Origin of the sequence: Streptomyces alanosinicus (genome assembly GCF_014650595.1) — a bacterium.
Taxonomy (GTDB): domain Bacteria; phylum Actinomycetota; class Actinomycetes; order Streptomycetales; family Streptomycetaceae; genus Streptomyces; species Streptomyces alanosinicus.
The window spans coordinates 17,319-44,114 of the sequence record NZ_BMVG01000053.1 but is presented as its reverse complement, the minus strand read 5'-3'; the positions used below and the strand labels follow the sequence as shown (position 1 = coordinate 44,114).

The window sequence follows — 26,796 nt, the reverse complement described above, 5'->3', positions numbered from 1 at the left end:
ATCCGGCCCGCCGGACGCGAGATCCGCAAGGCCGCCGACGGCCCGGAACTGCCGGTGCGCCGGCTGCTGGCCGAATGGCCCGCCACCGAGCCCGAACCCGTCCAGTTCTGGCTGTCCAACCTGCCCGCCGACACCCCGCTGGCCACCCTCGTACGCACCGCGAAACTGCGCTGGCGCATCGAGCACGACTACCGCGAGATGAAACAGGCCCTGGGCCTGACGCACTTCGAAGGCCGCACCTGGCGAGGCTGGCACCACCACGTCACCCTCGTCTCCGTCGCACACGCCTTCTGCACCCTCCAGCGACTGACCCGATCCCCAAAAGAGACGGCGCTGGCCTGAGCCTCTACGGAGTCGCCCGCGAACTCCAGACACTCCTCGCGGTCTGGACCGGCGCCTGCCCCACCTGTCACCGCAACATGCCAGAGCCGATACGAACCTGACCAAGCCCTACTAGCCTCGCTGTTTCGGTTGCGATGACGAGACGTCTCTGATCATCAACTGCTGGACGTTCGAGGCGCCTTCTGTCTCTTGGGCATGGCGAAGTCCCGGCGCGGTGGTCGGGTTCTCCGTGGTCCGTCAGGTCGTGGGTGGATAGGAGGGGTAGCCGTCAGCTGGCTGGGCGGGGCAGGGCGGCGAGCCGGTGGAAGGCCGTGGTCAGTTCGTGTCTCCAGGGCCAGGTCGCGGAGATTCGCAGTCGTAGGCGGCGGCCGCCGCGGGTGAGGCGAGCTGCGACATGCAGGATCCGGTAGCGCAGTTTTCTAGGCTCGGCGCCGGCCAGTTCACCGTCCAGCAGCAGGATCCTCGTCCAGGCGAGCAGGTCGGTCGCGGTCAGCGACAGTTCTAGCCAGGCGGCGTTGATCTGGAAGCGACGAGAGGGGAAGCGGTCGAAGCCGGTGGTCTTGCCTGTCCGAATGTGGTCCTCGACGGTGGCGTGTCCACGGTGGCGGACCTCCAGGAACTGGGCCGAGCCGCCGCTGGAGAACAGGGTGTCGGTGAGGAGGACCTGGTGACGCAGTCCCTCGTCCTGGTCGAACAGGGACAGTTGAGCGCCGGGATGCGGGCGCTCGCGTCGCACGATCATGCGGGTGCCCGTCGGGTAGCCCGGCAGGTCGACCATGCCGGTCAGCTCGGCGACCTCGGCCCCTGGCCGCAGACTGCCGTCCTGGTCGAGGGCCGGGTGCCATAGCCGGTCGGGGATGGCCCGGATCGCGCGGCGGACCGGTTCGGTAATCGCGTAGCCGACAGAGAAGTACGTTCTCATTCCTCTGTCGCGCAGGCTGCGGACGTGGGCGAGGAAGGTCTTGGCGCATCCGGCGCTGTCCGCGCGGATGAGGAGGTCGGTGCCGTACCGGTGGGCGTCAGGGACCTGGGTGAGGGCATCGTCCAGGACCGCTATGTGATCACTGGCGGTGTTCGCTCCGGCGTTCCCGGGCCGGAGTCGCCCCGCCAGGGCTTCGCCGGCATTGGCCAGGAAGCACAGCAGCGGATGGTAGCCGAAGCCGCCCTGGTAGGTCGGCGCGGCCTGCTCCTTTTCGGAGTGGCAGGTGATCAGCGTGGCGTCGATGTCCAGGACCAGACCGGGCAGTTCGCGTCCTCCAGCCCGTGCGGTGGGTATGCCCCCGCTCGTCTCGACGGCCTGCAGCCACGCGGTCTCCCGGGCACGAGAACGTGCCGATCGCAGCCGGGCCAGCACCCTCTCGTCGGCGTCGGCGAGCAGTCGCCACGCGGTGGGCGTGGAGGCCACTGGCCCGAACACCTCGCCCTGGTCCCGCAGCACGGCCAAGTCGGTGATGGTCTCGCCGCCGTTGGCGAGCGTCACCGCCAGATCGACGGCGACCCGGCCGGGGTCGCCTCAGATCTCGAGCCAGATCTTGTTCTGTGCGGTGTGGTGCAGGGGGAGGTTGCGCAGGCCGGTGGACCGGGCGGCCCGGATCCGGTCCTCCGCCCGGGCCCGCAGCCGGTGACAGCCAGGGGCGGCTCACAGGCCTGTCTGGACGACGTGCGGGTGGCAGCGCGGGCACTTCTGCCCCGAGCCCACGGAACCAAGAGTACGGAACCGCGGATTGAGACGCGCGGCCGGAGTACTCTCGCCGCACTGGCCGCACCACTCCGGCAAGCCGGGGCGGGACATCGGCCGGTGCCCATTGATCGGGACGGTAGACCGCTCGACATGCTGGACGAGATCAGACCAGCCGCGCCATGCCAGTTCTCGCGCTCGGTCGCACAGCCACCCCTCCGGCAGGCCCTGCGCCAGTAGCTCGGCGGCCTGACGCTTCAGCTTGGCCTGGGTGCCGTTCAGTACTGGTCGCGCGAGAGCAGCCGCGTACGCGTCCACGATCCGCTCCTCTGCTGCTGGCTGTTCTGACGGCTCTCGCTGTCTGTGCACCTCGGCCATTGAGGTCATCCGGCTTGGCTGGAGCGCAGCGATCGTGTCTCTCTCTCCAGCCGTGCCGACCTTGTCCAGAGCGGGCGCACCCTCCCTGTTCTGAGAGAGAGAGTCTTCTTCACCCCCGGAGGGGGAGGAACCCCCTCCGGGGGTGTTGTTCTTATGCGGGCGATTTTCGAACGTTGGCTCGTCCAACCTAGGAGAACCGCATGTTGGCTCTGAGCTGGGAGTTCGTCCGTCGGCGTCCAGAGTGCGATTTTCGCATGTTGGCTCTGGCCTGCGGTCTTCCTTCAGGACGTCCCAGCCTGGAGACAGGATGATCGACAGCCCCTCCGGCATGTCGGTGATGTAGTACTCGGACTCGCCGAGACGACCGCGTTGGTCACGCTCACGCCGGCGCTGAAGGTAGCCGAGGGCGATCAACTCCTTCAGGCCAGTCCGGACGGCTGACAGCCCGTCCGTGGCGCACGCCGTGATCGACTCCTCTGAAACTCCGTATCCGTCCACGTGAGTGCTGATGAGCCCGAAGATTCCTTTGGCTTTAAAGCTCATTCGCGGATCGCGGAACACTGCGTTGTGGATCTGGGTGAACTGCCGCTGCAGGACGTCGGCGGCCATTGGGCCACGCTTGATCCGTCCGGGGAAGCTCATCGTGTCCCCCCTCGGATGACGTGCAGCGGCTCGACGTCACCTTCGCTCCCACCCCTGCTAAATGTTCTCTCGTTGACCGACACTGACTGCGAACATTGACATCTCCCCCAAGCGAAACACCTGTTCAACCCCTCTGACCGGCGAGTGGGCCAGCTTCTTATTTCGGCCGGCATGTCGCCTCGGCGCGTATAGGGGATGACGGCGCAACTGCAGTGTCTATGCACTGCCCGATCCGGTCCAACGTTCTGTGACAGCTCGGCCCATCGGGCCCACGTACCACGACGTGTCCGGTCTGGTCTTCCGCAGTCGCGTTCGGACCACGCGTGACGCGATTGCCGAGTTTTTGGGTGAAAACGATACGCTTGAGGAGCGATTGACTGTCTACTTGAGGGTTCACGGCCAGGCGGCGCACGTAGCCCGCCACCGGTGGATAGAGGAACTGAATAGCAGCTGCCTGTTGTCGGGTGGGCACGACATTTGTGGTACGGCCGGTTGACAAGTCAGCGGCGATGCCCGGCAGATCGATTCCAGTGGCCTCCAGCACCAACAGCGGAATGAGGTCGTCTGCGAGATGTGCGCTGACGTCGGTGATGCGCGGTCCTCCCGGCGTCAGCGTCATTTGAACGTGGAGCACGCCGCGTGTGACGCCGAGTGCCCGGACGGTACGCATGACGATCTGTCTTAGCACAGGGTTGTGCAGCAGCGGATCGTGCGCAAAGATGCAATGTCGTTTCACCTGGCCAGAAAGCGCACCAGCTGCAGTGCGGGTGATGGCAGCGATTCGTATGTCTGCTTCATCGAGAACGACCGTTTCGGCGGAGACTTGGTGTCCGTGTGAATTTTCCTCAATCAAAACGTCTTCGCGCTGAGCAACGGTGCACCCTGCGACTTGTTGGGTGACCAGTTCATATGCTGCGCTGACTTCTTCACGGTTGTGTGCCAGTAAGGCGAGCTCGCGTGCCTTCCTGGTCGGCTTGATCAGGATGGGGTATCCGAGTGACTCTGCATTAGCAACTGCCGATTTGGGATCGCATGCTACTGCCCAGCGAGGCTGTGGCACTCTGTGTCGTGTAAGTTGCCGGCGGAGCAGGGCAAGGTCGACACAGGGGAGTAGGGATTCCAGCGGGGCACTTGGTGTTTGGAGCAGTTCGGCGATCCGAGCCGTGGTACCGAGGTACTGCGGGACATAGGTGAGCGCTCCACGCAATTCATGACGGGACCAGTATCCTTTCACTGCCGCCAGGGCACTTGCAGGGTCTGCAAGGTCGGCCGCTATGTGGCTGGCCAGATATGGGCGCGCCCACACTGGCGCAACGGCATCAAGCAGTATTACCGGATGCGACGCAGCAATTTGCCCCAGGCGAAACTCGTTTCCGACGGCATTGAAATCTCCGGCCCCAACAAGGCACACTGGTTCAGGCATCCCTACCTCTGAGGAGACGTTCGTGCGATCCTGCTCTCGCGACTAAAGGGAAGCGGCCGCACTCCCTCAGTAACCCCGATACGTAACGTCAGCGGCTGCGAAGTGCAGAGATGTCACTAAAGCCCTGAAATCCTGAAGCTGGAACGCGACCCAACCACCCGCAATGACTAATGCGGCTGGCGCCGGGAGTGCTGGTACAAACGTTCACGTGCACGACCGGTGATCCTGCGCATGCCAGTGCGCGTCTGGTTGAGCTGTCGGGAAATGTGCGCGATCACCTGCATGGACTCCCCAAATTGCTCATGGAGTCCGATGTTGGACGGCACCCAATTCCCTTCGGGTGCATGTCGCTCCCCAACCGTCTTGCATGCGGTGAGGAGCGCCGTCATTAAGCGGTGGAACTCTGCCACCTCCTCCTTCGAGAAGTCACTCTCGGTCAGCTGAGGCGTATCCCGCATGGTCGGCACGCACATACTCAGGCCTCCAATCAACTGCTTGGCATCCACACCGATGGCTTGGAACTGACAACACGCGTGACAGCGGCTGTCTGGACAGCCGTATCGCAGGATCGTGCTACGACCGAACATCGCTGTCAACGATCATTTTCAGCAAAGAAACGATCGTTATGGTGAGCAAGTACGTGCCAGGAGCGGTGCTGGGAGATCTGGCCCAACTGCGCTCGGAGGGCACGAAACGGTGGAGCACCAGGTCGGCCCGATGGAGGCGCCGGCCGCCAAGAATCAGCGCACCGCCGGGCGGCCGACAGCCGCCGCACGCACCTTCGCGAGGGGCCGAGGGGCGACAGCACCGGCAGACGAGACACAGGTCAGGGTGTGGCTGAACACAAGCCTGCCCCTTGAGTTCAGGCAAAGCACAGCGGCACGCCACGCCGTTCGAAGATTGAGTCCAAGGGCCCCTGCGGAGACGGCACGGGGCGTAGGAAACCAGCCTCTCTGTCATTGATATCGATCGTTGCTGGCCGGAAAACGATCGTTGAACATCGCTCTTACTGGTTGGATGCCGCCGTCCGCGCTGACGGAACGGACGGATGTTGACAGTCACTGAGCCTCTTTCATCCTGAGTATTGGCAGGTCAAGAGGGTGTGCACGGCTGCCACAGTCCTGCCGATGCGGTTGGTTGAGCAGCGCGCTCGCCGTAGCAGTCGCCAGGATTTGAGGCGGGCGAAGGCGCGTTCGCCAGGAGCGCGTAGGCCGGCGTGGTCGCGGTTGTACTGCTGGTAGTGCTCGGGCAGGTCGCGGTGGCCGTAGTACGGGGTGCGGACAGTGGCGCCGGCGCCCTGGTAGGCGCGGTCGGCCAGGACGAGGATCTGGCGAGTGAGGCAGGCCTGGACGATGCCGTGGCCGCGGGCTGCGGTCAGGTCGTGGTTTCGGCCCGGCGTTGCCCGTGAGAACCACAGCGGTGTGCCGTCGGGACGTGCGATGACCTGGACGTTCATGCCGTGCTTCTTGTGTTTCTGCGAGTAGTACGGCTCGTCCGCCTTGATGCGGTCGGTGGGGATGAGCGTGCCGTCGAGGATGACGAAGTCGCCTTCGCCCAGACCGACGAGGGCCTCGTGCAGTCCCGGTGCCCACGAGGCGAGGACCTCGACGGTCTCGTGCACATACCGCCACGCGGTGGCCTCGGAAACTCCGAACCCGGCACCGACCTGCGTCAACGTCTCGTTCTTCCGCAGGTGTGCCAGAACCAGCAGGGCCTGCTTGAAGCAGCTCAACCTCCGCCAGACGGAGCGAAGTTCACGCCTTCGGGCGTAGATGAGCCATGAGACATGCTCGACCAGCTCGTGAGACGACGGGACTGGACGCGAACAAGAAGACGCCTGGCAGGAAGCGCGGGCTCGCCGTGGACGTTTTGGGCCTGATCATCGGTGTGGTGGTGCTGCCCGCGAGCACACACGACAACGAGGCCGGCATCGCCCTGCTGGACCAGGCGGCGGAGCGGTGCGGGATGCGTCTGGAGAAGGTCCTGGTCGACCAGGGCTTCAAGGACGCCGTGATCATTCACGGGGCGGTGAACGACATCACCGTCGAGGTGGTCCGCCGCAACCCCGACGACCAGGGCAAAGGCTTCGTTCCGCAACGGAAACGGTGGGTGGTCGAGCAGGTCAACGGCACCCTCATGCTGCACCGGCGCCTCGCCCGCGACTACGACCACCGGCCCGACAACGCTGCCTCCCGCATCTACTGGGCCGCCACTGCCGGCATGCTCCGCCGTCTCACCGCCCCCAGCCCCGCCTGGCGCGACGAGATGGAGCTGGCCGCGTGAACGTCTCTGAACTCCTGCGGCTGCTGCAGGCCGAACACGACGAGACCGCCGCCCGCACCGATCAACTGCGCGAACCGATCGAGCAGTTCACCACCGCCCTCGCCGAAACCGAGGCCCGCCTGGCCGAACTCATCGCCACACGCAAGGTCATCGACAGCCTCGCCCCGCCCGACCACGCACCGACCGTCGCGGATCCCGCCACCGCCACCGTCTATCAGCGCATCGTGACGGCGTTCAACGAGCACCCCGGAAAGGTGTTCCGCGTCCGCGATCTACACGAGCAACTGGGCCTGCCCACCGACAAGCCCTCGATCAACGTCACCCGCTCCCGCCTGGGACGACTCGTCCGCCAGGGACTCCTCGAGCAACCCGGACGCGGCCAATACCAGAAACGGATGTAACACCGCTTTTAGCGGGCTGGCATCGGCATGGTCGACGGCCGCCACTCTCGCCTGAGCAACCCGAATACCCACGAGTCGGATACCTCACCGTTCACGACGCAATCTTCCCGCAACGTCCCTTCCCGCACGAATCCGATCTTCTCCAGAACCCGGCCAGATGCCGCGTTACGCGTATCCGCCTCGGCCTGAACTCGATTCAGATCCAATGTGTCGAATGCCCACTGCAGCAAGGCACGCGCGGCTTCCGTCGCGTAGCCGTGGCCCCACATGGCAGGGTCGAGGCAATAGCCCAGCGACGCGCTGCGGTTGTCCGGGTCCCAATTGGTCAGACCACACCAACCGACGAAGGCCCCGTCAGAAGCACGGTCGATGGCCACCCGCGCCCCCGTGCCTTCGTCGGCGATCCTTCCGCACATCGCGATGAAGCGTTCAGCACGAGCCCGGTCCTTCCACGGCGCGGAGTCCCAGTAGCGCATCACATGGGTGCTGCTGTGCAGCGCGAAGAGGAGGTCCGCGTCGGCCTCGGTGAACGGCCGCAGTCGCAGGCGAGTGGTGCGCAGGATGGGAGTAGCCAAGGTCATGCGAACCATCTTGTGTCCTCATGGGGTGGGCAGAACACCGAATATCCCGTCCCGGACCGCTCCTGGCCCACCTGAACAAGTCCACTACCAGAAGCGGGCTTAACGCCCTCTCAACCCACAGGCACAGGAGCCGCGTTGGTTCCGTATCCTGCCGCACTCGGCCTGCCGCACGCCCTGGTCGAGTGGGTAACCATGCTCATCGTCACGCGCGAGGGTGACCGACGCTGCAAACTCCCGCCGCACCAGCGTGCGTTGGTCGGCCTGATGTACCTGCGCCGCCATGACACCCTGGCCCAACTCGCGGCAGGCTTCGGTATCTCCGTCGGAACCGCGCACGCCTACACTGCAGCCGTCATCAGCCTGCTCGCCGACCGCGCACCCGGGCTCCTGCGGAGCCTGCGCGAAGCCGACCCCGACTACGTCCTGCTGGACGGCACACTCGCGGAGTGCGACCGGGTAGGTGACAGTCGGGCCGATTTCTCCCAAAAACACCGACGTCACGGCGTGAACGTGCAGGTGGCGACCGATCGGGCCGGACGACTGCTGTGGATCTCGCCCGCACTGCCCGGCCGCGCGCACGACCTGACCGCGGCCCGCACTCACCGGATCATCCGAATCTGCGAACGCCAGGGCATCCCGATCCTCGCCGACCGCGCCTACATCGGAGCCGGCCCATGGGTGACAACACCACGCAGACGCCCACCAGGCCGCGGCCTCACACCAACCCAGCAAACCGTCAACCGCGCGCTGTCGGCAGCACGCGCCCCGGTCGAGCGCGGCGTCGCACAACTGAAGTCCTGGCGGATCTTCCGCAAAGCCCGGTGCAGTCCCAACCGCATGTCGTCAGTCGCAGCCGCCATCCTCACCCTGGAACGGCACCGCTGAAAAGGCTCACTCGCCGCGTGGCCCCTGGCGCCCTGTCGTTCGCGGTCGACGGACTGGGGTGACGTTCGGTGCCTTCACGCCATCCCCCTGGGAGGAATCGGCCATCGCCCGCGCCCGGTCCCTCTTGCCTGCCGACCGCAGCTTTTTCCGCAGCACCGGCTGCAGTTGGTGTCCTACGCGCCTGCCTCGTTCCTGGCGGCCAGGCGCCGCTGGCATGTCATCACCAGGCCAAAGCCCAGTCCCCGAGCCAGGTGCCCCTCTGGATCCCGGTCTGCCGCACGTACAGGAGACCGCACAGAGCCTGCCGGTCCGGACCCGTGGCCGGCCGCGCCAGCCGCTCCGGTTCGGGCTGCCGCTCGACAAGCAAGCACAGTTCGTCCGATGCAATCTACGGCCGCGACTGATGCTTTTCCTCGACCATGCCAGGCTCGAACCAGCCGGCAGTCGCGCGGCCAACGACTTCCATCAGGACCAGCAACTGCAGCCGCTTGCGGCTGGCCGGCGCAGAAAACGATCGTTGTGCAGCAGGTCAGCTCCCCGTAGGGTGCGGTGCACTAGTGGTCTCGACGTGCCCGGAGGTACAGCGGTGGGGAGCCCTCTCCAGGGGACACTTGAGCGCGTCAACAGATGCATCGAGGAGCAGAATCTCAGCAGAGCCGACCTGCTGGACCCAGGGAGCCTTGCGGTCAGGTCAGCGCTGCCGGAGTCGACAGTCGTTGCGCTCTTACGGGGCGAAGACGTGGCTGCTGGAACCATCGAAGAACGCGTCACCACGCGGATAAAGACCCTGGCTTTCGCCCGTCACAGAGGAGACAAGGCAAGGTTGGCCGACCTGGCCGACGAGATGGTCAACACGTTAGGCCTCTCAGCCCCGTGGGCACGCAGCGTTCTCAAAGGGGACAAGATGCCCGACGTGCGCCTGCTCCACGACTTGGCCGATTTCTTCGATGTCGATGGGGGTGAGGAATTCTTTACGGGGACTCCGGAAGAGTCTCTCGACCGTGTCCTTGTACCCATCTTGGAGAGGTGGGAAAAGCCACATTCACAGGACCCGACCCTGGAACTCATGAAGCGATACGGCATAGTTGGCACGGACCTTCGCCGTCACGGCACCATGACGCCTGAACAGCTTGATCGGCTCATTCGCGGCGCCCTGAAGCCCCTGGCTTCGGAGGAGGATGAGCAATCGTGAGCAGGATCGTCATGAAGATACACCTAACCGAACTTAGTAACGAGACGAAGAAGCAGATCACTCTGCCGATAGCCCCTCAAACCGTTATGAAGACGTTCTGCGGTTCACTTTTCACCTTCGATGCTCACGCCGACTCCCCCGACACCCAACACGTCGAGATGGACTCGCTCGACTTGGTCTTCGGCAGCAAGGCAAACATTTGGATGACTGGCCCGTACGCACAAATGCCAGCCATTACTGAGAGCCTCAGGTGCCGCAACAGCCTCTCCATGACCAGCTGGGGCGGTCACTCACTATGAATCTCACGGTCCTGTACCTGCCCTACGCCGTTCCCATCGCACTGCTCGTAGTTGCGCTGGTCCTCAAGTCGCCGACGATCGTGCGGTCGTGGAAAGATCCCAATGCGCGGGCAACATGGTTCGTCTTGCTGTTCGCCTTAGCAGTTTTCGTCTCCGTCACACACATCCACGGGATCAACGTCATCACCGGCATGCCGAACTTCGCGGCGCCGTGGACCTATTCCATGATCGAGGCGTTCTGTGGTGCATGTCTGACCATGATCATCACGTGGCTGGAAGGACCTTCGTTACGACGCCGCCGCAGGATCTGCTGGGTATGGCGCATCTATGCTGGTGGCGTTGCTGCCCTGTGGGTGACGTTCCTCTTGGCCGACGTACCCGTCGAGCGGGTCTACGATTTCGATACCTACTACGCCAACTCTCCCTGGGTACGCGGGCACATCCTTCTCTACCTGCTCGGTTACCTGACATCAACACTCATCTCCGCCTGGATGATCTGGTCCTGGATCTCCCACGTCAGCGCCCGATGGCTGAAGGCCGGCCTCATCTGCCTTCAGGTCGGACACGCACTCGGACTGGTCTTCGTCTGCGCCAAGCTGACCGCGATCGGCGCGCGGTGGGCAGGGATGAACTGGGACTATCTGAACGTTACCGTTGCTCCTGCGTTCGCGATCCTGGGCGGGACTCTCGTCGCCACGGGCTTTCTCTTGCCTGTGTGTGGCCCGTTTTTGCAAACCTGGCCTCGCGAGCAAGCCGCGTACTGGACCCTTCGGCCGCTCACCCGAGCGATCCGGCACGTGGCGCCCTCCGCAGCGAAGGCACGCATCGGCCGCTTCGCACCTCTTGACCTCCGGCTGATGCAACGGCAGCAGCAAGTCCTGGACGCGCTCTTGCGGCTCGCTCCGTACTACGACCGGACCTTGTATCTGCAAGCCTACGAGGCAGCCGCCACCTGCCGTAGCGAGACGAGGGCCCGCGGAATCGCAGGAGCTGTCGCGATCCGCGCCGCTCTCGACGCATACACCCGCCAGATCCCGCAAGCCGCCGGCGCCATGCCCCCGCAGATCGGCCGGGAAGTCACTGACCACATCCAGCCCATCTCAAGGGCCCTGCGCCGGCCTCGAAGCATCGACAGCCTCCTGCGAGCACTGAACAGCCCTGAGAATGCGACTGCACATGCCTGACGGCCTGCCATCACCAACCGGCTGAAGCGGTTCCTCGCTGCCGCGCAGCCGCTGGGCTGTGTCCGCGCTCGCCGAGTCACGGACGCCACGATGCCTGGCGAGCGACATCGTCCCCATGGGTCGGGTGTGTAAACTTAACGGCTGATCTTGGTTGTTGAGGTGTCAGTTGTTGCTCGGGGTCAGGCGGCCCTCGAAGGCGATCTGGAAGGCGTTGAGGGGTGCCTTCCAGCGCATGGTCCACCGCTTGCGGCCCTTCCCGGTCGGGTCCAGGCTCATCAGCGCCATGTAGACGCACTTGAGGGCGGCCGCCTCATTCGGGAAATGTCCGCGGGCGCGGACGGCCCTGCGGATGCGGGCGTTGACGCTCTCGATGGCGTTCGTGCTGCAGATGACCTTGCGTATCTCGACGTCGAAGGAGAGGAAGGGCACGAACTCGGCCCAGGCGTCCGACCACAGCTTCACGATCGCCGGATACTTGGTGCCCCAGGACTCCTGAACCGCTCCGTGGCCGCGTCCTCGCTGGGCGCGGTGTAGACGGGCTTGAGGGCCTTGGCGACCTTGTCCCAGTCCTGGCGGGCGGCATAGCGAAAGCTGTTCCGCAGGAGGTGAACCACGCACGTCTGGACGATCGTGCGAGGCCAGACGGTCTCCACCGCTTCGGGAAGGCCCTTGAGCCCGTCGCAGACCAGCATCAGTACGTCGTCGAGGCCGCGGTTCTTCAGCTCGGTGAACACGTGCAGCCAGTACTTGGCGCCCTCGCCTCCGTCGCCGGCCCAGATGCCGAGGATGTCGCAGGTGCCGTCCACGGTCACGGCCATCACCACGTAGATCGGACGGTTCGCGACCTTCCCGTCCCTGATCTTGACGTTGATGGCGTCGACGAACAGGACCGGGAAGCGCGATCGAGCGGCCGGTTCTGCCATTCGGCCATGCCGTCCATGACCTTGTCGGTGATGGTGGAGATGGTCTGCTTGGACACCTCCGCCCCGTAGACCTCGGCGAGATGAGCGGAGATCTCTCCGTGGGTGAGGCCCTTCGCCGAGAGCGACAGCACCATCTCATCGATGCCGGTCAGGCGGCGCTGCCGCTTCTTGACGATCTGCGGCTCGAAGGTGCCGGCGGTGTCGCGGGGCACCTTCACCTCCACCGGGCCGACGTCGGTGAGCACGGTCTTGGCCCGGGTGCCGTTGCGGCTGTTGCCGTTGTTCTTCCCGGCCGGGTCGTGCTTCTCGTAGCCGACGTGGTCGGTGATCTCGCCCTCCAGGGCGGATTCCAGCACCCTCTTGGTCAGCTGCTGCAACAGCCCGCCTTCGCCGGTCAGTTGCAGTCCCTCGCTCCGGGCCCGATCAACCAGCATCGCGACAAGCTGCTCGTCCGACACCGCACTCGACGGTGGCTGGACCACCGGCTCGGCTTGCTCGTTCTCCACGGCGGTCTCCGTCATCAGACGCGTCTCCTTGATCATCAGATCCGCCGTTGATTAGCGCCCCAGTGAGTCCGAGCGCCGTCGCGGAGTCAGGTGATGGTGGTCTTCCGCTCCGAATCAGTCAGGGGTGCTCCCGGCAGGCGAGGCCTTCGGGGGCCCAGGAGCATCGGGATGAGCATGTCTGGTGAGAAGAGTCTGGTGGGAGGCTTTTCCAGGCTCATGACGTCCAGTAGCGCACCCAGGGCGCGCGGGTTGCCGGCTCCGGTCTCAACGGCCCGGTCGACGTACCGGGCAAGGAATCGTTCGACGGCTGTGGGCCGTTTGTCGGTGGCGGCGGGGTAGAAAGCGTCCTGCCCCACGGCCAGGTCCCAGGCGGCGGAAACGGGGCGTGCCGCGGCGCGCTGGATGTGCTGGGCGGTGCCGGGGTCGGTGAGCCGGGCGGTGCGCAGAACGTTGCGAAGCGCCAGGGTGCACTGGGCGGCGACGGTGAGGCCGTGACCGTAGACGGGGTTGTAGCCGGCAATGGCGTCTCCGAGCACGGCGAAGCCGTCAGGCCAGCGCTTGGACTTTTCGTAGTATCGGCGGCGGTTGGCGGTGGACCGGGTGGTGGCAACGCTGCCAAGTGGTTCGGCGGTCTTGAGGAGTTCGCCGATGATCGGGTCGCCCAGGCCAAGGGCGAAGTCGATGAAGGCGTCGGGGTCGTTGGTGGGTTCGCCACCGCGTGTGCCGGAGAGGGTGACGATCCAGCGGTTGCCCTCGATCGGCAGGATGATGCCGCCCTGGCCGGGGGCCTTGGCGGGGTTGGCCTGCACATTGACGATCGGGAAGGCGGATTCTGCGGATCTGCCCGGCGCTTGGAAGAGGCGAGTTGCGTAGGCGACGCCGGCGTTGACCTCGCGTTCGGAGACTTGTGGCAGGCCGAGGTTCTCGAGCCATTGGGGTGTGCGGGATCCGCGGCCGGAGGCGTCGATGACGAAGTCAGCGGTCATCGTGACTTCGTCGTCACCGCTGCGGACGCGGATGCCGGTGACTCGATCGGCATCTCCCTGCAGACCGAGCACGGTCGTGTCCTGGCAGGTGGTGATGCGTTCGTGGGCCAGGACGCGGTCGCGCAGGGCGGAGTCCAGCAGATCGCGGGAGCAGACCAGGTTGCGGTGATGGGTGGCCAGGAAACGCCGGAACCAGATCTCGTTGGGGGCCCGGGAGACCATGTCGCCCATGATGTGGATCAGGCGGCCTCCCTGGGCAACGACGTCGTCGACGATGCCGGGCAGGAGTTCGTTGAAGGCGAGGACGCCACCGCTCCATATGAGGTGTGCGTGCCGGGCCTGGGGGACGCCTCGGCGGGGTTCGGGGCCTTCGGGCAGACGGTCCCTTTCGACGATGGTGACATCGGCGAATTCGGTCAGGGCGGCGGCGGCGAAGAGACCTGTAGCACCAGCGCCTATGACGATGACGGTGGGCCGACCGGTGATGCTTACCTCAGGCATGGGCGTCGGTGCTTTCTGTTCTGGTCATCCGCTTGTGGAAACTGTCGACGACGCGAGGATGGCGCAGTGCATCGGAGATGGCGTCGATGTGGTCGTGTATCTCAGAGCCGAACGGGGAAGGCGTCGGGCTGTCTGGACGGGCCGTGGCGTCCCCACCCGCCGCGTTGCCGTGATAGGTGCGGATGGCGGCTCTGATGGTGACAGCGCCGGCCAGAGCACGTGCCTGCTCCTCGTTAAGGGCAGCGGACGCCGCTTTCTCAGCTCGTTGATACAGGCTGTAGTCGAGGTAGGGAGCGAGCAGCCGCAGTGCGTCGTGGACGCGTTGCCGGCGCTGCATCAGACGCAGGTCCAGCGGTGCCCAGAGACCGAAGCGGGCCTTTGCCGAGGCTGGTGCCAGGATGCGCACCAGTCTCCACAGGCGGTACAGACGCCAGTAGTCGCTCTGGTCTCGGAGCCGCTTCTGCAGGAACGGCCCGGCTTGGGGCACGATGAAGCCGATGGCGACGAGGATGGCCTCCAGCAGTGCGAAAGGGGGCGCGGCCTGTGTGCTGAGGTTGTCCCAGTTGGTGCCGGACCAGCGGGCGCCGAGCGCGGCGAGTTTTGCGATGTCGAAGATGAGGCCTGAGGCGAAGCCGAGTTGCAGGCAGATGACGCCCGTTTTCAGCCAGGCGTTGGTGATCTCGGGGGACCACGTCCACAGCATGTAGGCGGCGACCAGGGACGACACCATGTGCGCGAGCAGGTAGAGCAGGATGTGTTCGCGCATCCACGGGGTGCTGGCGTAGTAGGTGTCGAGATCGTAGATCCGCGGAGTGGGCACGTGAGCCACCAGGAACGTTACCCAGAGGGCCACGATGATGCCCGAGTAGATCCAGTACACGCGACGCATCCGGCGTTGGCGCTGTGGCGATGGTTCCTCCCGCCACCGCATGATCATTGTCAGACCAGTGGCGCAGAACGCGGTCAGGAAGCTGTAGGCCCATGGTGACGCGATGTTCGGTATCCCCGTGAGGACATTGAGCCGTTCGATGTTGGCCGGCGTGATGACGACGAGCACGGCTGTGGCCCAGGTCAACAGCAGTGTGGTAGCCCGGACATCGGGATCTCGCCAGGCTCGCACAATGGTGGGCAACTTGAAAAGGAGTGCGGTCGCCAGCAGCACGGTGGGCACGGCGTAAGGGATGTGAAAATTGGGGTTCATTTACAGGATGTATCCGCCGCGGTTGAGGAGCGACAGATGGATACGTCCCTCAACAGTTGCAGCACTCACCGGTCCCTCCGCATACCGCCCCGTCATCCAGGTGCGGACTTCGCGGCCGAACAACAGTCCGAAGGTCTCTGCGTCCACCTCGTGGTCGTTGGCGGAGTCCGCTCGGGCCGCAACGGTGAGTATGGCCTCGCGTGGGACTTCGTCCGCAGTGAGGATTTGCGCCGCGGCCCGCTGGACGGCATCGGATGCCCGGTTCGCGGTGAGCGCGCGGGCGGCAGCGGGCAGGCCGGCTGTGTGGTGGCCGTTACAGCCTTCCTCCTCATGCCATAGTTCATGACCCAGGATGACCAGTTGGGCCTCGGGGGCGGTGGCTTCCTCAACCACGATGACGGACCGGTCCCCGCAGTCCAGTCGTAAGCCCGAGACAGGGATGTCCGGAGGGAAGGACCGAAACACGAGCTCGATGGGCCGGCCCACGCGAACGCTCATCGCCCGAGTGAACTCCTGCATGACAATCCGCGGTTCCGCCGGCCTCTGAATGGACCTCGCGGCTTCCCTCCCCAGGGCGCCCAGCAGTTCCTTCATCGCCTTGGTGCTCATTACTTGGGTTCTCCCTCCTCGGGCACCACCGACCGCAGCACGCCTTCCAGGACTCGCTCCAGTTGCTGTCGCGTCATGGAACCGTGCTGTCGCAGATCCGCGGCTTTCACTCCGTATCGGTCGAGCAGGGCACCCACGGGGTCCGTACCGGGGTTGTCCAGCTTCGCCAGGACCGACAGGAGGACACGATTGAGGGCTTCGTCGGCCGAAGCCGTGAAGAAGGACTCTCCGCCGTCCACGCCGAAAAATCCCACAAGGTGGTGGAGGAGTTCGATGTTGGGCGTCTTCTTGCCGTCGCAGACCTGGCGTGCCCAGACCTCCGAAACTCCCGACCGTAGAGACACTTCAGCGGCAAGATCCGACATGCGCTTGCCGGTGCGCGCGAGATAGTCATTGGAGAGCGTCTTGATCCGTGCACTGGCCCGCTCGCTCACCGTGTCGACCGGCGGTGCACCGCCATTGAGCAGGTGAGCGACGACGGTCTCCGGCTGGGCCGTTTGCACCGCAAGCTGCTTCGGATCGAGGACGTCCGAGCGCCTCAGACCGTGCTCATCGATGAGCACGTCCAACCGGCGAAGTGTCTCGGACAGAGATGCCTGCGACTCCAACGATGCGCTCCCTGCGATCCGGGGGGGGCGGCTAGTCCCACATGTGCATGGCACCCTACGCACATTCGACACTACTCACAACGATCGTTTATTGGCCAAGAGTGCACCACTTCGGGCCTGATGTGGCCTGGCCTGTTGGAGTCATCTCACTGGACAGATGATGCTCCAGACGCCCAAGGAGTCTTCTGCACTGCGACCACGACTAACGCAGCGATGATCCTGTCCTGGTCGCACGCAAGCGGCAGCGCAGAAACCCTCAACCACGAGACATCACCCCCGCGCCGGCACGACGCAGGCAGGACCAGGTTCCCCTGCCCCCGGCACTCACGCCTCCCCTACTGCCCAACCTACTGAATCACTCGGCGCCCCGAGAGAAAGCAGCCCGTCATGAGTACAGCTCCGCGCCGCAGCCCCGCCCGTGCAGTCGTCATCGGGGGCAGCATCGCCGGCATGCTCGCCGCGGCAGCAGTCAGGGACCACGTCGATTCCGTCGAGATCCTCGAGGCCCACGAGCTGCCCGAGGGACCAGAGCCTCGCACCGGTGTCCCCCAAGCGGTCCACATCCACTTCCTGCAGACCGGCGGCATCGAGGCAATCGAGAGCCTCCTTCCCGGCTCCGTCGACCTACTCCTGGCGGCAGGAGCACATCGGATTCCTGTAACGAGCAACATGGTCATCTGCTCACCGGAAGGCTGGTATCGCCGCTGGCAGCGCGCCACTCACTCCCTGATCACCGCAAGCCGTGACCTGACCGACTACATCGTCCGCGGGCAAGTCCTCAAGGATCCCCGGGTCACGGTGCGCACACACACCAGGGCCATCGAGCTACTCGGCGACCGCCGTACCGTCACGGGCGTCCGGATCCGCACCGACCACGGCCCGGAAGCCGAACTCCGCGCGGATCTGGTCATCGACGCCTCCGGCCGAGCCACGCGCACACCTCAGTGGCTCGCCCGATTGGGCATCACCGGCCTCGCCCAGGACCAGATCGACTCCGGCCTCGCCTATGCCAGCCGCTTCTACCTCGCCCCTGTCCCCACCCGCGGCTGGCCCGTGATCGGTGTGCAAGCCAGCCCTAGCCTTCCCGGACCCGCCAACGCAGGCGGCATCCTGCCGATCGAAGGCGACCGCTGGCACGTCAGCCTGATGGGCGCCCCCGGCGGGCACCCACCCCGTGACGCGGACGCTTTCGAACCCTTCGCCCGCACCCTGCGCCACCCCCTCCTGGCCGACCTCCTGACCCATGCCAAACCGCTCACCGACGTCCATGTCACCCACAGCACCGCCAACCGGCGCTACTACTACGAACGGCTCACTCACTGGCCAGACGGTCTCGTGGCACTCGGAGACTCGGTTGCCACCTTCAATCCCACGTACGCGCAAGGCATATCCGTGGCGGCACAAGGCGCCATCGACCTGCGCGAACTCCTCTCCCGCCCATGCGCCCCTGGGCTCACCCACCGCGCCCAGCGCGCCGTCGGCCGGCGCATCGACAATGCGTGGGCTTTGGCGACCGGGCAGGACATTCACTTCCCCACCACGAAGGGGAAGAGCCCGAATCTCGCCGACCGCCTCCTGCACCGCTACGTCAGCCGCCTGTCCCGCACCGCAACAGGCTCCTTCCACGCCGCGACGGCTCTGACCAACGTGCTTGCTCTTCAAGCCCCGCCCACCACACTCATAAGCCCCAGCACTCTCGTTGCAGCACTCCTCGGCCCCCTCCGCCCGCCACTCAAGGGCCCGCAGTTCGCACCAGCTGAGCGCAACCTGCTCAACGGCCTGGACAAGGTCGCCGAAGCGAGCGCATAGGCACATTCTTCAGGGGGTGCAGTTCCTTTGACGGGAAGTCCGAAGCGGCCAGGTGCCCCCAGCAGTCACTCTGGGGCGCTGACCTGGCCTGCTGACGGCGGGGCAAGGAGCCCAGCGAGGAGTGCGCCGAACCTCTCGGGCGCTTCCAGCATCACCATATGGCCCGTGCGGGGAAGCTCGGTGTAACTGGCTGCGGCGGACAGAGACCAGGCAGGCACATCCCACCCCGCACGTGAGCGGGCCCCGGCGACCAGATAGACCGGGATGTGCTCGAACATGCCCACAGCAGCAGCTGGTAGTCCGGTCCAGCGGTGTACTCGACGACAGTACGAGCCATGGCCTGGATGGTCGAAGCGGGCTGGTAGGCCAGGTCTTGTGTCACAGAGCGGAGCTGCCATGCTGCCCCGCGGCACTCTGCGGGCGCACGAGGAAGACCAACTCCTGAAGGTGCGGCTGGCCTGCCCCGACATCGCCCGGGCCTGCGACCTCGTCCGCACCTTCCACGACCTGCTCCAACACCGGTGCGGACACCAGCTGTTGGAGTGGGTACGCGAGGCAGAACGCGACGCACCGGCCCCCGTCCCCTCCTTCGCGCATAACCTCTGCCTCGACCTCGACGCCGTCACCGCCGGCCTCACCCTCCCGTGGAGCTCGGGCATCGTCGAAGGCCATGTCAACCGCATCATTCTGTGGAATCAGAATTGTCAAGCTTGTTGGGCTTTGCCCTGTCGAATGCCGAGGATCGGCAGAAGGATGGCGCTGGTCGGAACATCGAGCTGCCGGGGTGTTGGTCCGGCCGGGGTGGGTGTGTCAGCGAGTCTTGCGAGGAGGCGGTCGATCGCGGTCTGACCGTCGGCAACCGCTGCCTGTTCGTCGTCGGTGAGCGGGATCGACACAGCCATCCTTTGCAAGTTTTCTTTGGCTTCGAGGAGTTGGGATTTCGTGGAGTCTTTCGGGGTGTAGACGACGTGGCCGAGCCGCTGTCGGAATCGCGTCTGCGCGTGGAGATCGACGCAGCGAGCTTCAGCACAGGCAACGACCAGCGGGACGGCGACGTACCGTCGGCGAAGTTCCTGGACACCGACCGGAACCCGCTGATCACGTTCGTCTCCGAGCGGGTGGACGCCACGTCCGTCTCCGGCACGCTCACCGCGTGCGGGGTCCCCCGGTCCGCGAGCCTGTCGATAGTGCGCTCGCAGGTGCACACGAACTCGTTCACCGTCCGTGCCACCACCCGGGTCGACCGCACAGAGTTCGGTGTGACCGCGGCCCGCGGGATGGCCGGGCGCCATCTCGACCTGACGCTGGAGGTCACGTGTGTCCATGCCTGACGCCGCCGCAAGCGCACCGGGCGGCGGGTGACTGTCATGTCTAGTGCTCTGACCGGATAGGTTCGCCGGGCTCGGGCCGGGGCTGGTCTGGCGCCTGTGGAGCTGCGATCTTGTGGTCATGGGGACGCATGTTCTGGAGGCTGGCGAGATTGATCGTCCGGCGCTGATCTTGGTGCACGGTGCCGGGCAGGGCGGTCGGATGTGGCGACGTCAGCTGGACGCGTTGTCCGATGACTTTCACGTCGTTGCGCCTGATCTGCCTGGGTTCAGCAGCGCACCGGGACCGTTCAGCTTGACGGCGGCGGTCGAATCCGTCACCGGGATCGCCCGAGGGCTACGGCCGGTTCACCTGTGCGGCCACTCTCTCGGGGCGATCGTGGCCACGCGGGTCGCAGGTGAGAACCCGGACCTCGTTGCCCGGTTGATTCTGTCCGGGGGACCTGAGATCGCGCCGGGCACGACATCACAGCGTCGGCTTCGGATCGAACGGCATCGCCCCGGCTGGCTGGTCCGTGCGACCTCCGACCTGCCCGATCGCAACGGATGGATCGATATGCTGGACGCTCTGCAGACAAGCGACCTCTCCTACGTGCTTCCACAGATCACCGTTCCCACGCTTGTGCTGTGCGGAAAACGGGATCGCGCCAGTCTGCCGGACGCCCGACGGACCACGGCGGCCATCCCGGGAGCCCACCTGTCGGTGGTTCCGCACGCCGGGCATCTCCTGCCCGTGACGGCGCCGCATGCCTTCAATGCCATCGCCCGGGGATTCCTCAACCCGGAATGCCGGCAGACGTAGTCAGGGCATCGTGATCCGGTACTGCTTCATCATGCGGCTTTGAGTGACCGCCCGCCCCAGCGGATGCCCTTCTCGCTGCGGATCCGGGCGCGTTCGCGGCGTTGGGCTGCCAGTACGTCGGGGTGGCGGGCTCGTCCGACACCGCCTCCGCGGCCGACTCGACGACCGGCTCTTCCACGGTCCCGTGCTCGGTGATGGCCTCGCTCATCAGGCGTCTCCTTGATCATCGGATCCGCCGTTGATTAGCGCCTCCCCGAGTTGGATGCGGTGCTCCAAGAGCGACACCTTCGTGTTGAGCCCCGGCTCGGGAAGGGCCGTCGCGACGTAGTTCTCGACGCGCTCCACCACCTTGGTGAGTTCGGGGCGGATGGAGAGCGCCAAGTCGACAAGCCCGCCGCCGGATCCGGCCGCACCGGCGAGGGCACCCCGACTCATGCGTCCGCCTCGCGCAGGGCGTCGCGCACCAGCTCGTCGGCCGCGCCCGTGTAGGCGGCGGGGTCGAGCAGGTCCGCAAGGCGCGCGGCGTCCAGCGGCTCCTGCGCCGCGAGGGCCGACACGAGCGATCCGCCGCCGGCCGCCTCCGCGGCGGCCCGGCCGACGGCGGCCTTGGCGGCCGCCTTGCCGAGGGCCGGTGCCAGTGCCGCGGCCAGGCGCTCGGAGACGATGAGTCCTCCGGTCATGTCGACGTTGGCCCGCATGCGCTCGGGGAACACTTCAAGGCCTGCCACCAGTTCGCGGGCGGTGTGGGCGGCGCCGCCCGTGAGCCGCAGGCACTCCCGCAGTGGCTGCCATTCGGCGTGCCAGGCTCCGGCCGAGCGCTCGTCCTCACTGAGCAGGCACTGCGTCAGAATGCTGGCATGAGCGGGCACTTGCAGAGCGGCAGAGCGGATCAGGGTGGCCAGGGCCGGGTTCCGCTTCTGCGGCATGGCCGAGGACACTCCGCGGCCCTCCGCGGCCGGCTCGGCGAGCTCGGCGACCTCGGTCCGGGCCAGGGACTGCACATCCACCGCCGTTTTCCCCAATACGCCTGCAACCAGGGCGAGCTCACTGGCCAAGGCGGCGACAGGCGTACGGTGGCTGTGCCAGGGCAGCGCGGGCGCCCGCAGTCCCGTCTCCGCGGCGAACCGCTCGGTCAGCCGTCGCGCATAGCCCTCCGTCGGCGGCTCCCCCCGGTCCTCCCGGTCCTCCCGGTCCTCCCGGTCCTCCCGGTGGAGGTGCTCATAGGCGAGGTATCCGGCCAGGGTGCCGGCCGCTCCGCCGAGCTGGACGACGAGGCCCTGGGAGCGGAGCCGGTGCAGGCGGGCCGCGGCGGTGCGCACCGCGACCATCCAGCCGGCCGCTTTGAGTCCGAACGTCGTCGGCACCGCGTGCATCGCCAGCGTGCGGCCCGGCATGAGGGTGCCGGTGTGCTCGGCGGCCAGTGTGCGCAGGGAGTCGACGATGCCGTCCAGGTCGGCCAGTACGAGGTCCAAGGTGCGGGCCGATACCAGCATCAGCGCGGTGTCGAAGATGTCCTGGCTGGTGGAGCCGCGGTGCACGTAGTCGGCGGCCTCGGGCGCCTTGGCGGTGAGCAGTTCGGTGAGCTGCTGGACCAGAGCCACCACCGGGTTGGCCGCGCCCCTGCTGCGCCGGGCCAGTTCGGGCAGGTCGAAGTGGTCGGCGCGGGCCCAGTGCGTGATGGTCCGCGCGACCTGCTCCGGTACGTTGCCGAGGGCGGCCTGGGCGCGCACGAGCGCCGCCTCGGCGTCGAGCATCGCCTGCAGCCAGGCCTCGTCGGACGTCGCGGCCTCGGCGGCGGTGCCGGCCCGCACCGGGCTGAGCAGCCCGGCATCGATGATGCTCATCGCGTCAGTTCTCCGATCATCGGGCGGTCGTGCTGCGTACTTGCGTCGGCCAGGGCGAGCACGGCTCGGGCGATGGCGTCCGAGTCCTGCAGGGTCACCGAGCCGACTCCCGGGCGGATGCCGGCCGCCGTCGCCCAGTGCACGGCCTCGGTAGGCACACCGAAGGCGAAGCAGCCCGGGTGCACGTCTCCCTCGGCGTCGATCAGCCGGTAGGGCGTCTCGGAGACGGCGAGGCCTCCGGTCTCGTACGACTCCTCGCCGGGGCCCGGGATCTCGTAGCTGCGGCAGCGTCCGCTGCCCGACAGGTGCCGCAGCAACGGATCCGCGGTCACCCGCACATCCGTCTGCGGAAGCCGTGCCTCGATCAGCGTGGTGACCCTGGTCAGGGAACCGGGCACCGCCCCCGATTCGAGGGTGAACACGCCCTCCGACTCCTCCGCCGCGGCCCGGATGCCGGGACCGAGCACCCGCAGCACCCCGGCCTCGACAAGGGCGATGGCCTCCTCGATCCGCCGCGCGGGCGGGCCGATCGACAGGAACGCGTTGAGCGGGGTGTACCAGGAGTCGAGATCGCGCTGGTAGGAGCCGCCGGTGAGGCCGCCGTGATCGACCACGAGACGCACTTCGTTGCGCAGGTCGCGCAGCACGTCGAGCGCCGACTTGAGCGGGCCCGCCACGTTTCCCTCCCGCGCGGCGCTCAGGTCCGCGCGTAGGTGGTCGAGGAGCCAGCTGTGGAAGTCCTCGGGCGAGGCGAAGTCCCGGTCCGCGTACGGCCGGGCGATGCGGTCCCAGTCCCAGCGCCGGTCCGCGTCGATGCCGAACTCGCCCGGCAGGAGCCTTTCCTGAGCGCTCCCGGGCGGGGCTGCAAGGTAGCGGGTGCGCAGCTGCCGGGCGTCTGTCGGCCGGCCCTCGGCTGTCAGCAGCGCCGTGTAGTACACGGTCTCCACTTCCTTGGCCACGAGCGGCCACACGGTGGCGCGGAAGTCGATCCCGCCGTGTCGTCGAGCGCGCCGCTGAAGATCGCGGATCACCTCGGGGGTCAGCACGGCGGGCTCGTGCCGGCCGTGAGCGCCCTTCTGGTTCTCGCCTCGTGAGTGGAACGGCAGTCCGCGTCGCGAGCCCGCGACGAGCTGTGGCTCGCGCCCGGACGCCAGATAGCGCAGTCTCCCCTCGTGTTCCTCGAACCGCCCGCCACGGCCGAGTGTCAGCAGTGCCGTGTAGTCGAAGAAGTTGAGGCCGAGTCCGAGCAGTCCCACCGTCTCCCTGGGCCGCACTGCCGACAGGTCCACGTCCGCGGGGTTGGCGGGCAGGATGTAGCCCAGGCCGTGGGACCGGGCGAACCGCGTCCGTTCCCGCTGGCGGGCCGACGGCCGCACCGGGAGGTGGCCTTGTGCGAGGACCACGGCGTGCAGACCGGCGAGCAGCGTGTCGTCGTCGAGCAGGACGCACTGCGTACCGCCGGGCTCGTCGTCGAGCGCCACCGCCCGGGCCCGGTGCTCGATGACGGTCAGCGCGCCCGGGGCGGTCCTGACGACCCGCTGGAAGACCCATTCCAGATAGCGGCCGTAGAAGGAACGCGACGGATAGGAGTCCGGGCCGAGCGCTCTGGCCTCGGCGAGCACCGCCTCGTCGTAGGGCCGGTCGTCCAGCGGGCCGATCAGGGTGAGGAAGCGCGCCCACTCGTACAGGCTGGGCCCCGGCACCAGGGTCCCGTCGATCGTCACGCTCTCGTCGGTGAACATCGTGACCTGCGAGGCCACGGTGTTCATCAGCAGGTGCGCGGACTGGTCGGTGCGCCACACCTGGCCCGCCCCCGGCGGAAACGGGTCGATCACATGCACGGTGATCGCCACGTCGTCGGGCGTCGACACCGCGTTCGCGCACAGCCGTTCCAGGACCGAAAGCCCCCGGGGCCCGGCACCGATCAGGCAGACGTCGAGCCGTCGGCCGGTCATAGTCCCTCTCTCCACGAAGTCGAAATGCGTCTGAGTAGGTCGCATGCACCGGAGTTCATCCGGGTCGTAAGGCCGACGCGTTCTCGGCACTCTGCCCTGCAGCGGCTTTCAGCCCCACGTGGCGGTGCCTCTCAGGCTCCGACCGGGCGTGGTGCTGGGAGTTGTCTCAGGCGGGCGCGGTAGGACCGCAGGGCCATCAGAAGGGGGCGACCAGGGCTTTGCGGAACTGTTCGATGACGTCGTCCAGCATTCCGGTGCTCTCTGACCGAATGTGCAGGCCGCCGCTGTCCCGGGTCATGTGCTTGTCGAGCAGGAAGAAGCTCTGTACGACGTGCCGGGCGCCGAGGGAGTGGGCCACCGGCCGCAGCGCGTAGTCGAGTACCAGGACGTGTGCGGTGCTGCCGCCGGTGGCCAGTGGAAGCACGACCTTGTGCGTGAAGCCGTACTGGGGCAGCAGGTCGAGGAAGGTTTTCAGCAGTCCGGAGAAGCTTGCCTTGTATGTCGGTGTGGCCAGCACGATGCCGTCGGCCTGAGCGACCTGGTCCAGGGCCGTGGCGATCCGCGGATGCGCGGTGTCCGCGCGGAGCAGCGGCTCGGCCGGGAGGGCGCGCACTTTCAGGTGGCCAGCGTGCCATTCGTTCTCGGCCAGCCGCCGCGCTATGTAGTCACCGACGAGTTCGGTCTTGGATGTCGGGGAAGGGCTTCCCGAAATCACCAGCACCTTGGACACGGTCACCCCCAGGAAGGGTCGGGTCGGGGTCGTTAGGTAGGGAGCCCGGGACGGATCCGGGCTCCCTACCGTTGGGAGGTCAGGCCGGCCAGCCGAAGGCGCTGACGGTGTCACGGGCGCGCCGCGGCTCGGGGTCGTTGAAGACGAAGCAGCGCGTGTTGGAGACCTGGCCGCTGGCCGCCTGTGCCGTCGAGAAGATCAGCACCGGCCTGGGGGCACCGTCCCGGGTGACGAAGTTCGCACGGAAGTTGATGATCGGCGAGTCCTCGTCCCAGCGGGACAGGAAGTCGTCCAGCAGTCCCTGGTCCTCGTAGATCTTGCGGATGTGCTGGCCGACGTACTCGCCCGGTGTGGCGCTGTACTCGACGAGGGCGACGTCGGCCGGATTGGCGTGCATGACCTGTCCGTTGACTCCGATGAGGTGGATCGCGACCGGGGCCACCTCGTAGAACTCACGGAGTACCGAATCGTGCTCCTTGGTCGGCGTCAGGACGGGGTTGCTTCGCTCGTCGACCGCGCGGATCCAGGCGGCGGCGTCGGACGTGGGGTCCTCGGTGCTCGTGTTGGACACCGGCAGCCGTTCCCCGAGTTCCGGCCGGCTGACCCAGTGGATCCGGCTCTCGTCACCCGCGCCGGCGACTACGGCGTTCACCGCGGAGGCACGGTTCTGCGTGCCGTCGGCGCTCTGGTAGGTGACGCGGACGTTCTCGAGCCTGCCGTTCTTCTCGAGCTGCGCCAGCAGGTCCGTGAGCGCGTCCTTGCCGTCGACCAGGATCCGGCCACGGAGGTGGTCGGCCTCCCCGTGCATGAGGACGGACTGCGCCTTGTTGTGCAGCAGGACGGCACCGGAGCGGTCGGTGACCGTGATGCCGACCGAGCTGTTGCCGACGACGTCGATCAGCTGCTCGATGGTGGGCGTGCTCTGGTTGTCAACCGTCATGGCCGACTCCTTCATGTGTGGGTTCGGTCGGGGGTGCGCAAGGGACCTCAGCAACGTTCCACGAGGTCCGTGATGGTGGTGGCCACAGAGGCCCGGTCGGAGAGGTAGTAGTCGTGTCCGCCGGGAAAGGCGAACGTCCCGAGGAGCGGGCCTGTGGTGAAGGAGGCCCATTGCGCCATGTCGGCGGGCCGGGCGAAGGGGTCGCTGTCTCCGCAGAACAGCGCGAGCGGTGTGTGGATCGGCCGCTGGGTGACGCTGTGTTCCCGCCGCATCCTCAGATCCTGTGCCAGCCAGGTCCCCTCCGCGTCGTCCTCCTTGTCGGTGGTGGACTGGTTGCGGCGCAGCGCCTCGAAGGCCGCGGCCACGGCGGTGCGCGGGGTGCTGCCGGGGTCCCGGGCACCGGAGACGGACAGGCTGCCGATCGTGTACTGCGGACGGGCCTCGAGCCGGATCGCGAGCTCGTAAGCGAGCAGGGCCCCGAGGCTGTGTCCGAACAAGTGCAGTCGCCGGCCGCCCGGCAGTAGCGCGGTGAGATCGTCCGCCCAGCGGTCCGCGGCGGCGGACACGGACGAGGGTGCCGCGTCGTGCGCCAGCCGACCGCGGCCGGGCAGTTCGCAGTGGAGGGCGGGCAGGGTCTGCGGGAGATGGGCTCCCACTGGGAAGAAGGGAGAGGTGACACTGCCGGCGGGCGGCAGGAAGAGCACCGCATCGGTTGTTCCGTGCAGTTTTCCCTGCACCACGACAGCCTTTTCGTTCACCATACCGC

General features: G+C 66.6%; 25 protein-coding genes and 3 pseudogenes. 10 read left to right on the top strand and 18 right to left on the bottom strand.

The features are described 5' to 3' along the window. Window positions 1-342: transposase (locus tag IE277_RS42465; protein WP_189959052.1), on the top strand; the 342-nt coding region annotated here is incomplete at its 5' end. 268 nt (window positions 343-610) lie between these two features. Here the strand turns inward: IE277_RS42465 and IE277_RS42460 are convergent. From IE277_RS42460 to IE277_RS42440, 5 genes and pseudogenes are all read right to left on the bottom strand, one after another. Further along, window positions 611-1,852 (bottom strand): annotated as a pseudogene (locus IE277_RS42460) (IS1380 family transposase); the annotation flags it as partial. Between the two features lie 129 nt (window positions 1,853-1,981). After that, the gene (locus IE277_RS42455; RefSeq protein WP_189959051.1) at window positions 1,982-3,007 is read right to left on the bottom strand and encodes a hypothetical protein; all 1,026 of its coding nucleotides are present in this window, start codon (window positions 3,005-3,007) and stop codon (window positions 1,982-1,984) included. 190 nt (window positions 3,008-3,197) lie between these two features. Continuing rightward, window positions 3,198-4,463 (bottom strand): ATP-grasp domain-containing protein, encoded by a 1,266-nt coding sequence (locus IE277_RS42450; RefSeq protein ID WP_189959050.1) that lies wholly within the window; start codon window positions 4,461-4,463, stop codon window positions 3,198-3,200. 167 nt (window positions 4,464-4,630) lie between these two features. Beyond that, complete coding sequence (locus IE277_RS42445) at window positions 4,631-4,969, bottom strand: hypothetical protein (RefSeq protein ID WP_229882438.1); 339 nt, start codon at window positions 4,967-4,969, stop codon at window positions 4,631-4,633. Between the two features lie 566 nt (window positions 4,970-5,535). Next, entirely contained in the window at window positions 5,536-6,261 is a 726-nt protein-coding gene (locus IE277_RS42440; RefSeq protein WP_189959058.1) for a transposase family protein, read from the bottom strand. 2 nt (window positions 6,262-6,263) lie between these two features. Between IE277_RS42440 and IE277_RS42435 the strand changes: the two are divergent. Both IE277_RS42435 and IE277_RS42430 read left to right on the top strand, forming a co-directional pair. Continuing rightward, a pseudogene (locus IE277_RS42435) lies at window positions 6,264-6,746 on the top strand (transposase); the annotation flags it as partial. Beyond that, window positions 6,743-7,147, top strand: coding sequence for a type IV toxin-antitoxin system AbiEi family antitoxin domain-containing protein (locus IE277_RS42430; protein WP_189959049.1), 405 nt, complete (start codon window positions 6,743-6,745; stop codon window positions 7,145-7,147). The pseudogene IE277_RS42435 and the gene IE277_RS42430, both read left to right, overlap by 4 nt. Window positions 7,148-7,155: 8 nt before the next feature. Here IE277_RS42430 and IE277_RS42425 read toward each other — a convergent pair whose 3' ends face one another. Beyond that, complete coding sequence (locus IE277_RS42425; RefSeq protein ID WP_189959057.1) at window positions 7,156-7,728, bottom strand: GNAT family N-acetyltransferase; 573 nt, start codon at window positions 7,726-7,728, stop codon at window positions 7,156-7,158. Between the two features lie 135 nt (window positions 7,729-7,863). On the opposite strand from IE277_RS42425, the gene IE277_RS42420 reads away from it, so the two are divergent. From IE277_RS42420 to IE277_RS42405, 4 genes are all read left to right on the top strand, one after another. Next, entirely contained in the window at window positions 7,864-8,613 is a 750-nt protein-coding gene (locus IE277_RS42420; RefSeq protein WP_189959048.1) for a transposase family protein, read from the top strand. A 586-nt stretch (window positions 8,614-9,199) separates the two neighbouring features. Next, window positions 9,200-9,805 carry a hypothetical protein gene (locus IE277_RS42415; RefSeq protein WP_189959047.1) on the top strand — a complete coding sequence of 202 codons (606 nt, stop codon included), beginning with the start codon at window positions 9,200-9,202 and terminating at the stop codon, window positions 9,803-9,805. Next, window positions 9,802-10,104 carry a hypothetical protein gene (locus IE277_RS42410; RefSeq protein WP_189959046.1) on the top strand — a complete coding sequence of 101 codons (303 nt, stop codon included), beginning with the start codon at window positions 9,802-9,804 and terminating at the stop codon, window positions 10,102-10,104. Before IE277_RS42415 ends, IE277_RS42410 begins: the two co-directional genes overlap by 4 nt. Beyond that, entirely contained in the window at window positions 10,101-11,288 is a 1,188-nt protein-coding gene (locus tag IE277_RS42405; protein ID WP_189959045.1) for a DUF6545 domain-containing protein, read from the top strand. The genes IE277_RS42410 and IE277_RS42405 overlap by 4 nt, the downstream gene beginning before the upstream one ends. Before the next feature lie 162 nt (window positions 11,289-11,450). Here IE277_RS42405 and IE277_RS42400 read toward each other — a convergent pair. The 5 genes and pseudogenes from IE277_RS42400 to IE277_RS42380 form a co-directional block, all read right to left on the bottom strand. Then, window positions 11,451-12,645, bottom strand: a pseudogene (locus IE277_RS42400) (IS256 family transposase). 158 nt (window positions 12,646-12,803) lie between these two features. Next, a complete protein-coding gene (locus IE277_RS42395) occupies window positions 12,804-14,204 on the bottom strand; it encodes an FAD-dependent monooxygenase (RefSeq protein ID WP_189959044.1) in 1,401 nt (466 codons plus the stop codon). After that, a complete protein-coding gene (locus IE277_RS42390) occupies window positions 14,197-15,405 on the bottom strand; it encodes an MAB_1171c family putative transporter (RefSeq protein ID WP_189959043.1) in 1,209 nt (402 codons plus the stop codon). Before IE277_RS42390 ends, IE277_RS42395 begins: the two co-directional genes overlap by 8 nt. Continuing rightward, window positions 15,406-16,014, bottom strand: coding sequence for a toxin (locus tag IE277_RS42385; RefSeq protein ID WP_189959042.1), 609 nt, complete (start codon window positions 16,012-16,014; stop codon window positions 15,406-15,408). It abuts the gene before it with no gap. Continuing rightward, on the bottom strand, window positions 16,014-16,577 hold the full coding sequence (locus IE277_RS42380) for a hypothetical protein (protein ID WP_229882440.1): 564 nt from the start codon (window positions 16,575-16,577) through the stop codon (window positions 16,014-16,016). The genes IE277_RS42385 and IE277_RS42380 overlap by 1 nt, the downstream gene beginning before the upstream one ends. A gap of 432 nt (window positions 16,578-17,009) precedes the next feature. On the opposite strand from IE277_RS42380, the gene IE277_RS42375 reads away from it, so the two are divergent. The 3 genes from IE277_RS42375 (at window position 17,010) to IE277_RS42365 (ending at window position 20,561) form a co-directional block, all read left to right on the top strand. Further along, window positions 17,010-18,431 carry an NAD(P)/FAD-dependent oxidoreductase gene (locus IE277_RS42375; protein WP_189959040.1) on the top strand — a complete coding sequence of 474 codons (1,422 nt, stop codon included), beginning with the start codon at window positions 17,010-17,012 and terminating at the stop codon, window positions 18,429-18,431. Between the two features lie 710 nt (window positions 18,432-19,141). Beyond that, window positions 19,142-19,762 (top strand): YceI family protein, encoded by a 621-nt coding sequence (locus IE277_RS42370; protein WP_229882437.1) that lies wholly within the window; start codon window positions 19,142-19,144, stop codon window positions 19,760-19,762. A gap of 118 nt (window positions 19,763-19,880) precedes the next feature. Beyond that, window positions 19,881-20,561, top strand: coding sequence for an alpha/beta fold hydrolase (locus tag IE277_RS42365; protein WP_189959039.1), 681 nt, complete (start codon window positions 19,881-19,883; stop codon window positions 20,559-20,561). Here the strand turns inward: IE277_RS42365 and IE277_RS50220 are convergent. The 7 genes from IE277_RS50220 to IE277_RS42330 all read right to left on the bottom strand — a co-directional run bounded on the left by IE277_RS50220 (window position 20,536) and on the right by IE277_RS42330 (window position 26,791). Continuing rightward, a complete protein-coding gene (locus tag IE277_RS50220; protein WP_189959038.1) occupies window positions 20,536-20,769 on the bottom strand; it encodes a hypothetical protein in 234 nt (77 codons plus the stop codon). The genes IE277_RS42365 and IE277_RS50220 overlap by 26 nt on opposite strands. Continuing rightward, window positions 20,769-20,996, bottom strand: coding sequence for a hypothetical protein (locus IE277_RS42355; RefSeq protein ID WP_189959037.1), 228 nt, complete (start codon window positions 20,994-20,996; stop codon window positions 20,769-20,771). The genes IE277_RS50220 and IE277_RS42355 overlap by 1 nt, the downstream gene beginning before the upstream one ends. Beyond that, complete coding sequence (locus tag IE277_RS42350) at window positions 20,993-22,405, bottom strand: nitrosuccinate lyase (RefSeq protein ID WP_189959036.1); 1,413 nt, start codon at window positions 22,403-22,405, stop codon at window positions 20,993-20,995. The genes IE277_RS42355 and IE277_RS42350 overlap by 4 nt, the downstream gene beginning before the upstream one ends. Next, entirely contained in the window at window positions 22,402-24,360 is a 1,959-nt protein-coding gene (locus IE277_RS42345; RefSeq protein WP_189959035.1) for an FAD/NAD(P)-binding protein, read from the bottom strand. Before IE277_RS42345 ends, IE277_RS42350 begins: the two co-directional genes overlap by 4 nt. A gap of 196 nt (window positions 24,361-24,556) precedes the next feature. Then, on the bottom strand, window positions 24,557-25,090 hold the full coding sequence (gene ssuE / locus IE277_RS42340; protein WP_189959055.1) for an NADPH-dependent FMN reductase: 534 nt from the start codon (window positions 25,088-25,090) through the stop codon (window positions 24,557-24,559). A 79-nt stretch (window positions 25,091-25,169) separates the two neighbouring features. Beyond that, window positions 25,170-26,030 carry a nitrogen regulation protein NR(II) gene (locus tag IE277_RS42335; RefSeq protein WP_189959034.1) on the bottom strand — a complete coding sequence of 287 codons (861 nt, stop codon included), beginning with the start codon at window positions 26,028-26,030 and terminating at the stop codon, window positions 25,170-25,172. A 47-nt stretch (window positions 26,031-26,077) separates the two neighbouring features. Then, window positions 26,078-26,791 carry a thioesterase II family protein gene (locus IE277_RS42330; protein WP_189959033.1) on the bottom strand — a complete coding sequence of 238 codons (714 nt, stop codon included), beginning with the start codon at window positions 26,789-26,791 and terminating at the stop codon, window positions 26,078-26,080. Window positions 26,792-26,796 lie beyond the last annotated feature (5 nt).

Coding starts and splice junctions, on each gene's coding strand:
- IE277_RS42455 (WP_189959051.1), bottom strand. CDS start 3,007: ATGGCCGCCGACGTCCTGCAGCGGCAGTTCACCCAGATCCACAACGCA.
- IE277_RS42450 (WP_189959050.1), bottom strand. CDS start 4,463: ATGCCTGAACCAGTGTGCCTTGTTGGGGCCGGAGATTTCAATGCCGTC.
- IE277_RS42425 (WP_189959057.1), bottom strand. CDS start 7,728: ATGACCTTGGCTACTCCCATCCTGCGCACCACTCGCCTGCGACTGCGG.
- IE277_RS42405 (WP_189959045.1), top strand. CDS start 10,101: ATGAATCTCACGGTCCTGTACCTGCCCTACGCCGTTCCCATCGCACTG.
- IE277_RS42395 (WP_189959044.1), bottom strand. CDS start 14,204: ATGCCTGAGGTAAGCATCACCGGTCGGCCCACCGTCATCGTCATAGGC.
- IE277_RS42390 (WP_189959043.1), bottom strand. CDS start 15,405: ATGAACCCCAATTTTCACATCCCTTACGCCGTGCCCACCGTGCTGCTG.
- IE277_RS42385 (WP_189959042.1), bottom strand. CDS start 16,014: ATGAGCACCAAGGCGATGAAGGAACTGCTGGGCGCCCTGGGGAGGGAA.
- IE277_RS42375 (WP_189959040.1), top strand. CDS start 17,010: ATGAGTACAGCTCCGCGCCGCAGCCCCGCCCGTGCAGTCGTCATCGGG.
- IE277_RS42365 (WP_189959039.1), top strand. CDS start 19,881: ATGGGGACGCATGTTCTGGAGGCTGGCGAGATTGATCGTCCGGCGCTG.
- IE277_RS50220 (WP_189959038.1), bottom strand. CDS start 20,769: ATGAGCGAGGCCATCACCGAGCACGGGACCGTGGAAGAGCCGGTCGTC.
- IE277_RS42355 (WP_189959037.1), bottom strand. CDS start 20,996: ATGAGTCGGGGTGCCCTCGCCGGTGCGGCCGGATCCGGCGGCGGGCTT.
- IE277_RS42350 (WP_189959036.1), bottom strand. CDS start 22,405: ATGAGCATCATCGATGCCGGGCTGCTCAGCCCGGTGCGGGCCGGCACC.
- IE277_RS42345 (WP_189959035.1), bottom strand. CDS start 24,360: ATGACCGGCCGACGGCTCGACGTCTGCCTGATCGGTGCCGGGCCCCGG.
- IE277_RS42335 (WP_189959034.1), bottom strand. CDS start 26,030: ATGACGGTTGACAACCAGAGCACGCCCACCATCGAGCAGCTGATCGAC.
- IE277_RS42330 (WP_189959033.1), bottom strand. CDS start 26,791: ATGGTGAACGAAAAGGCTGTCGTGGTGCAGGGAAAACTGCACGGAACA.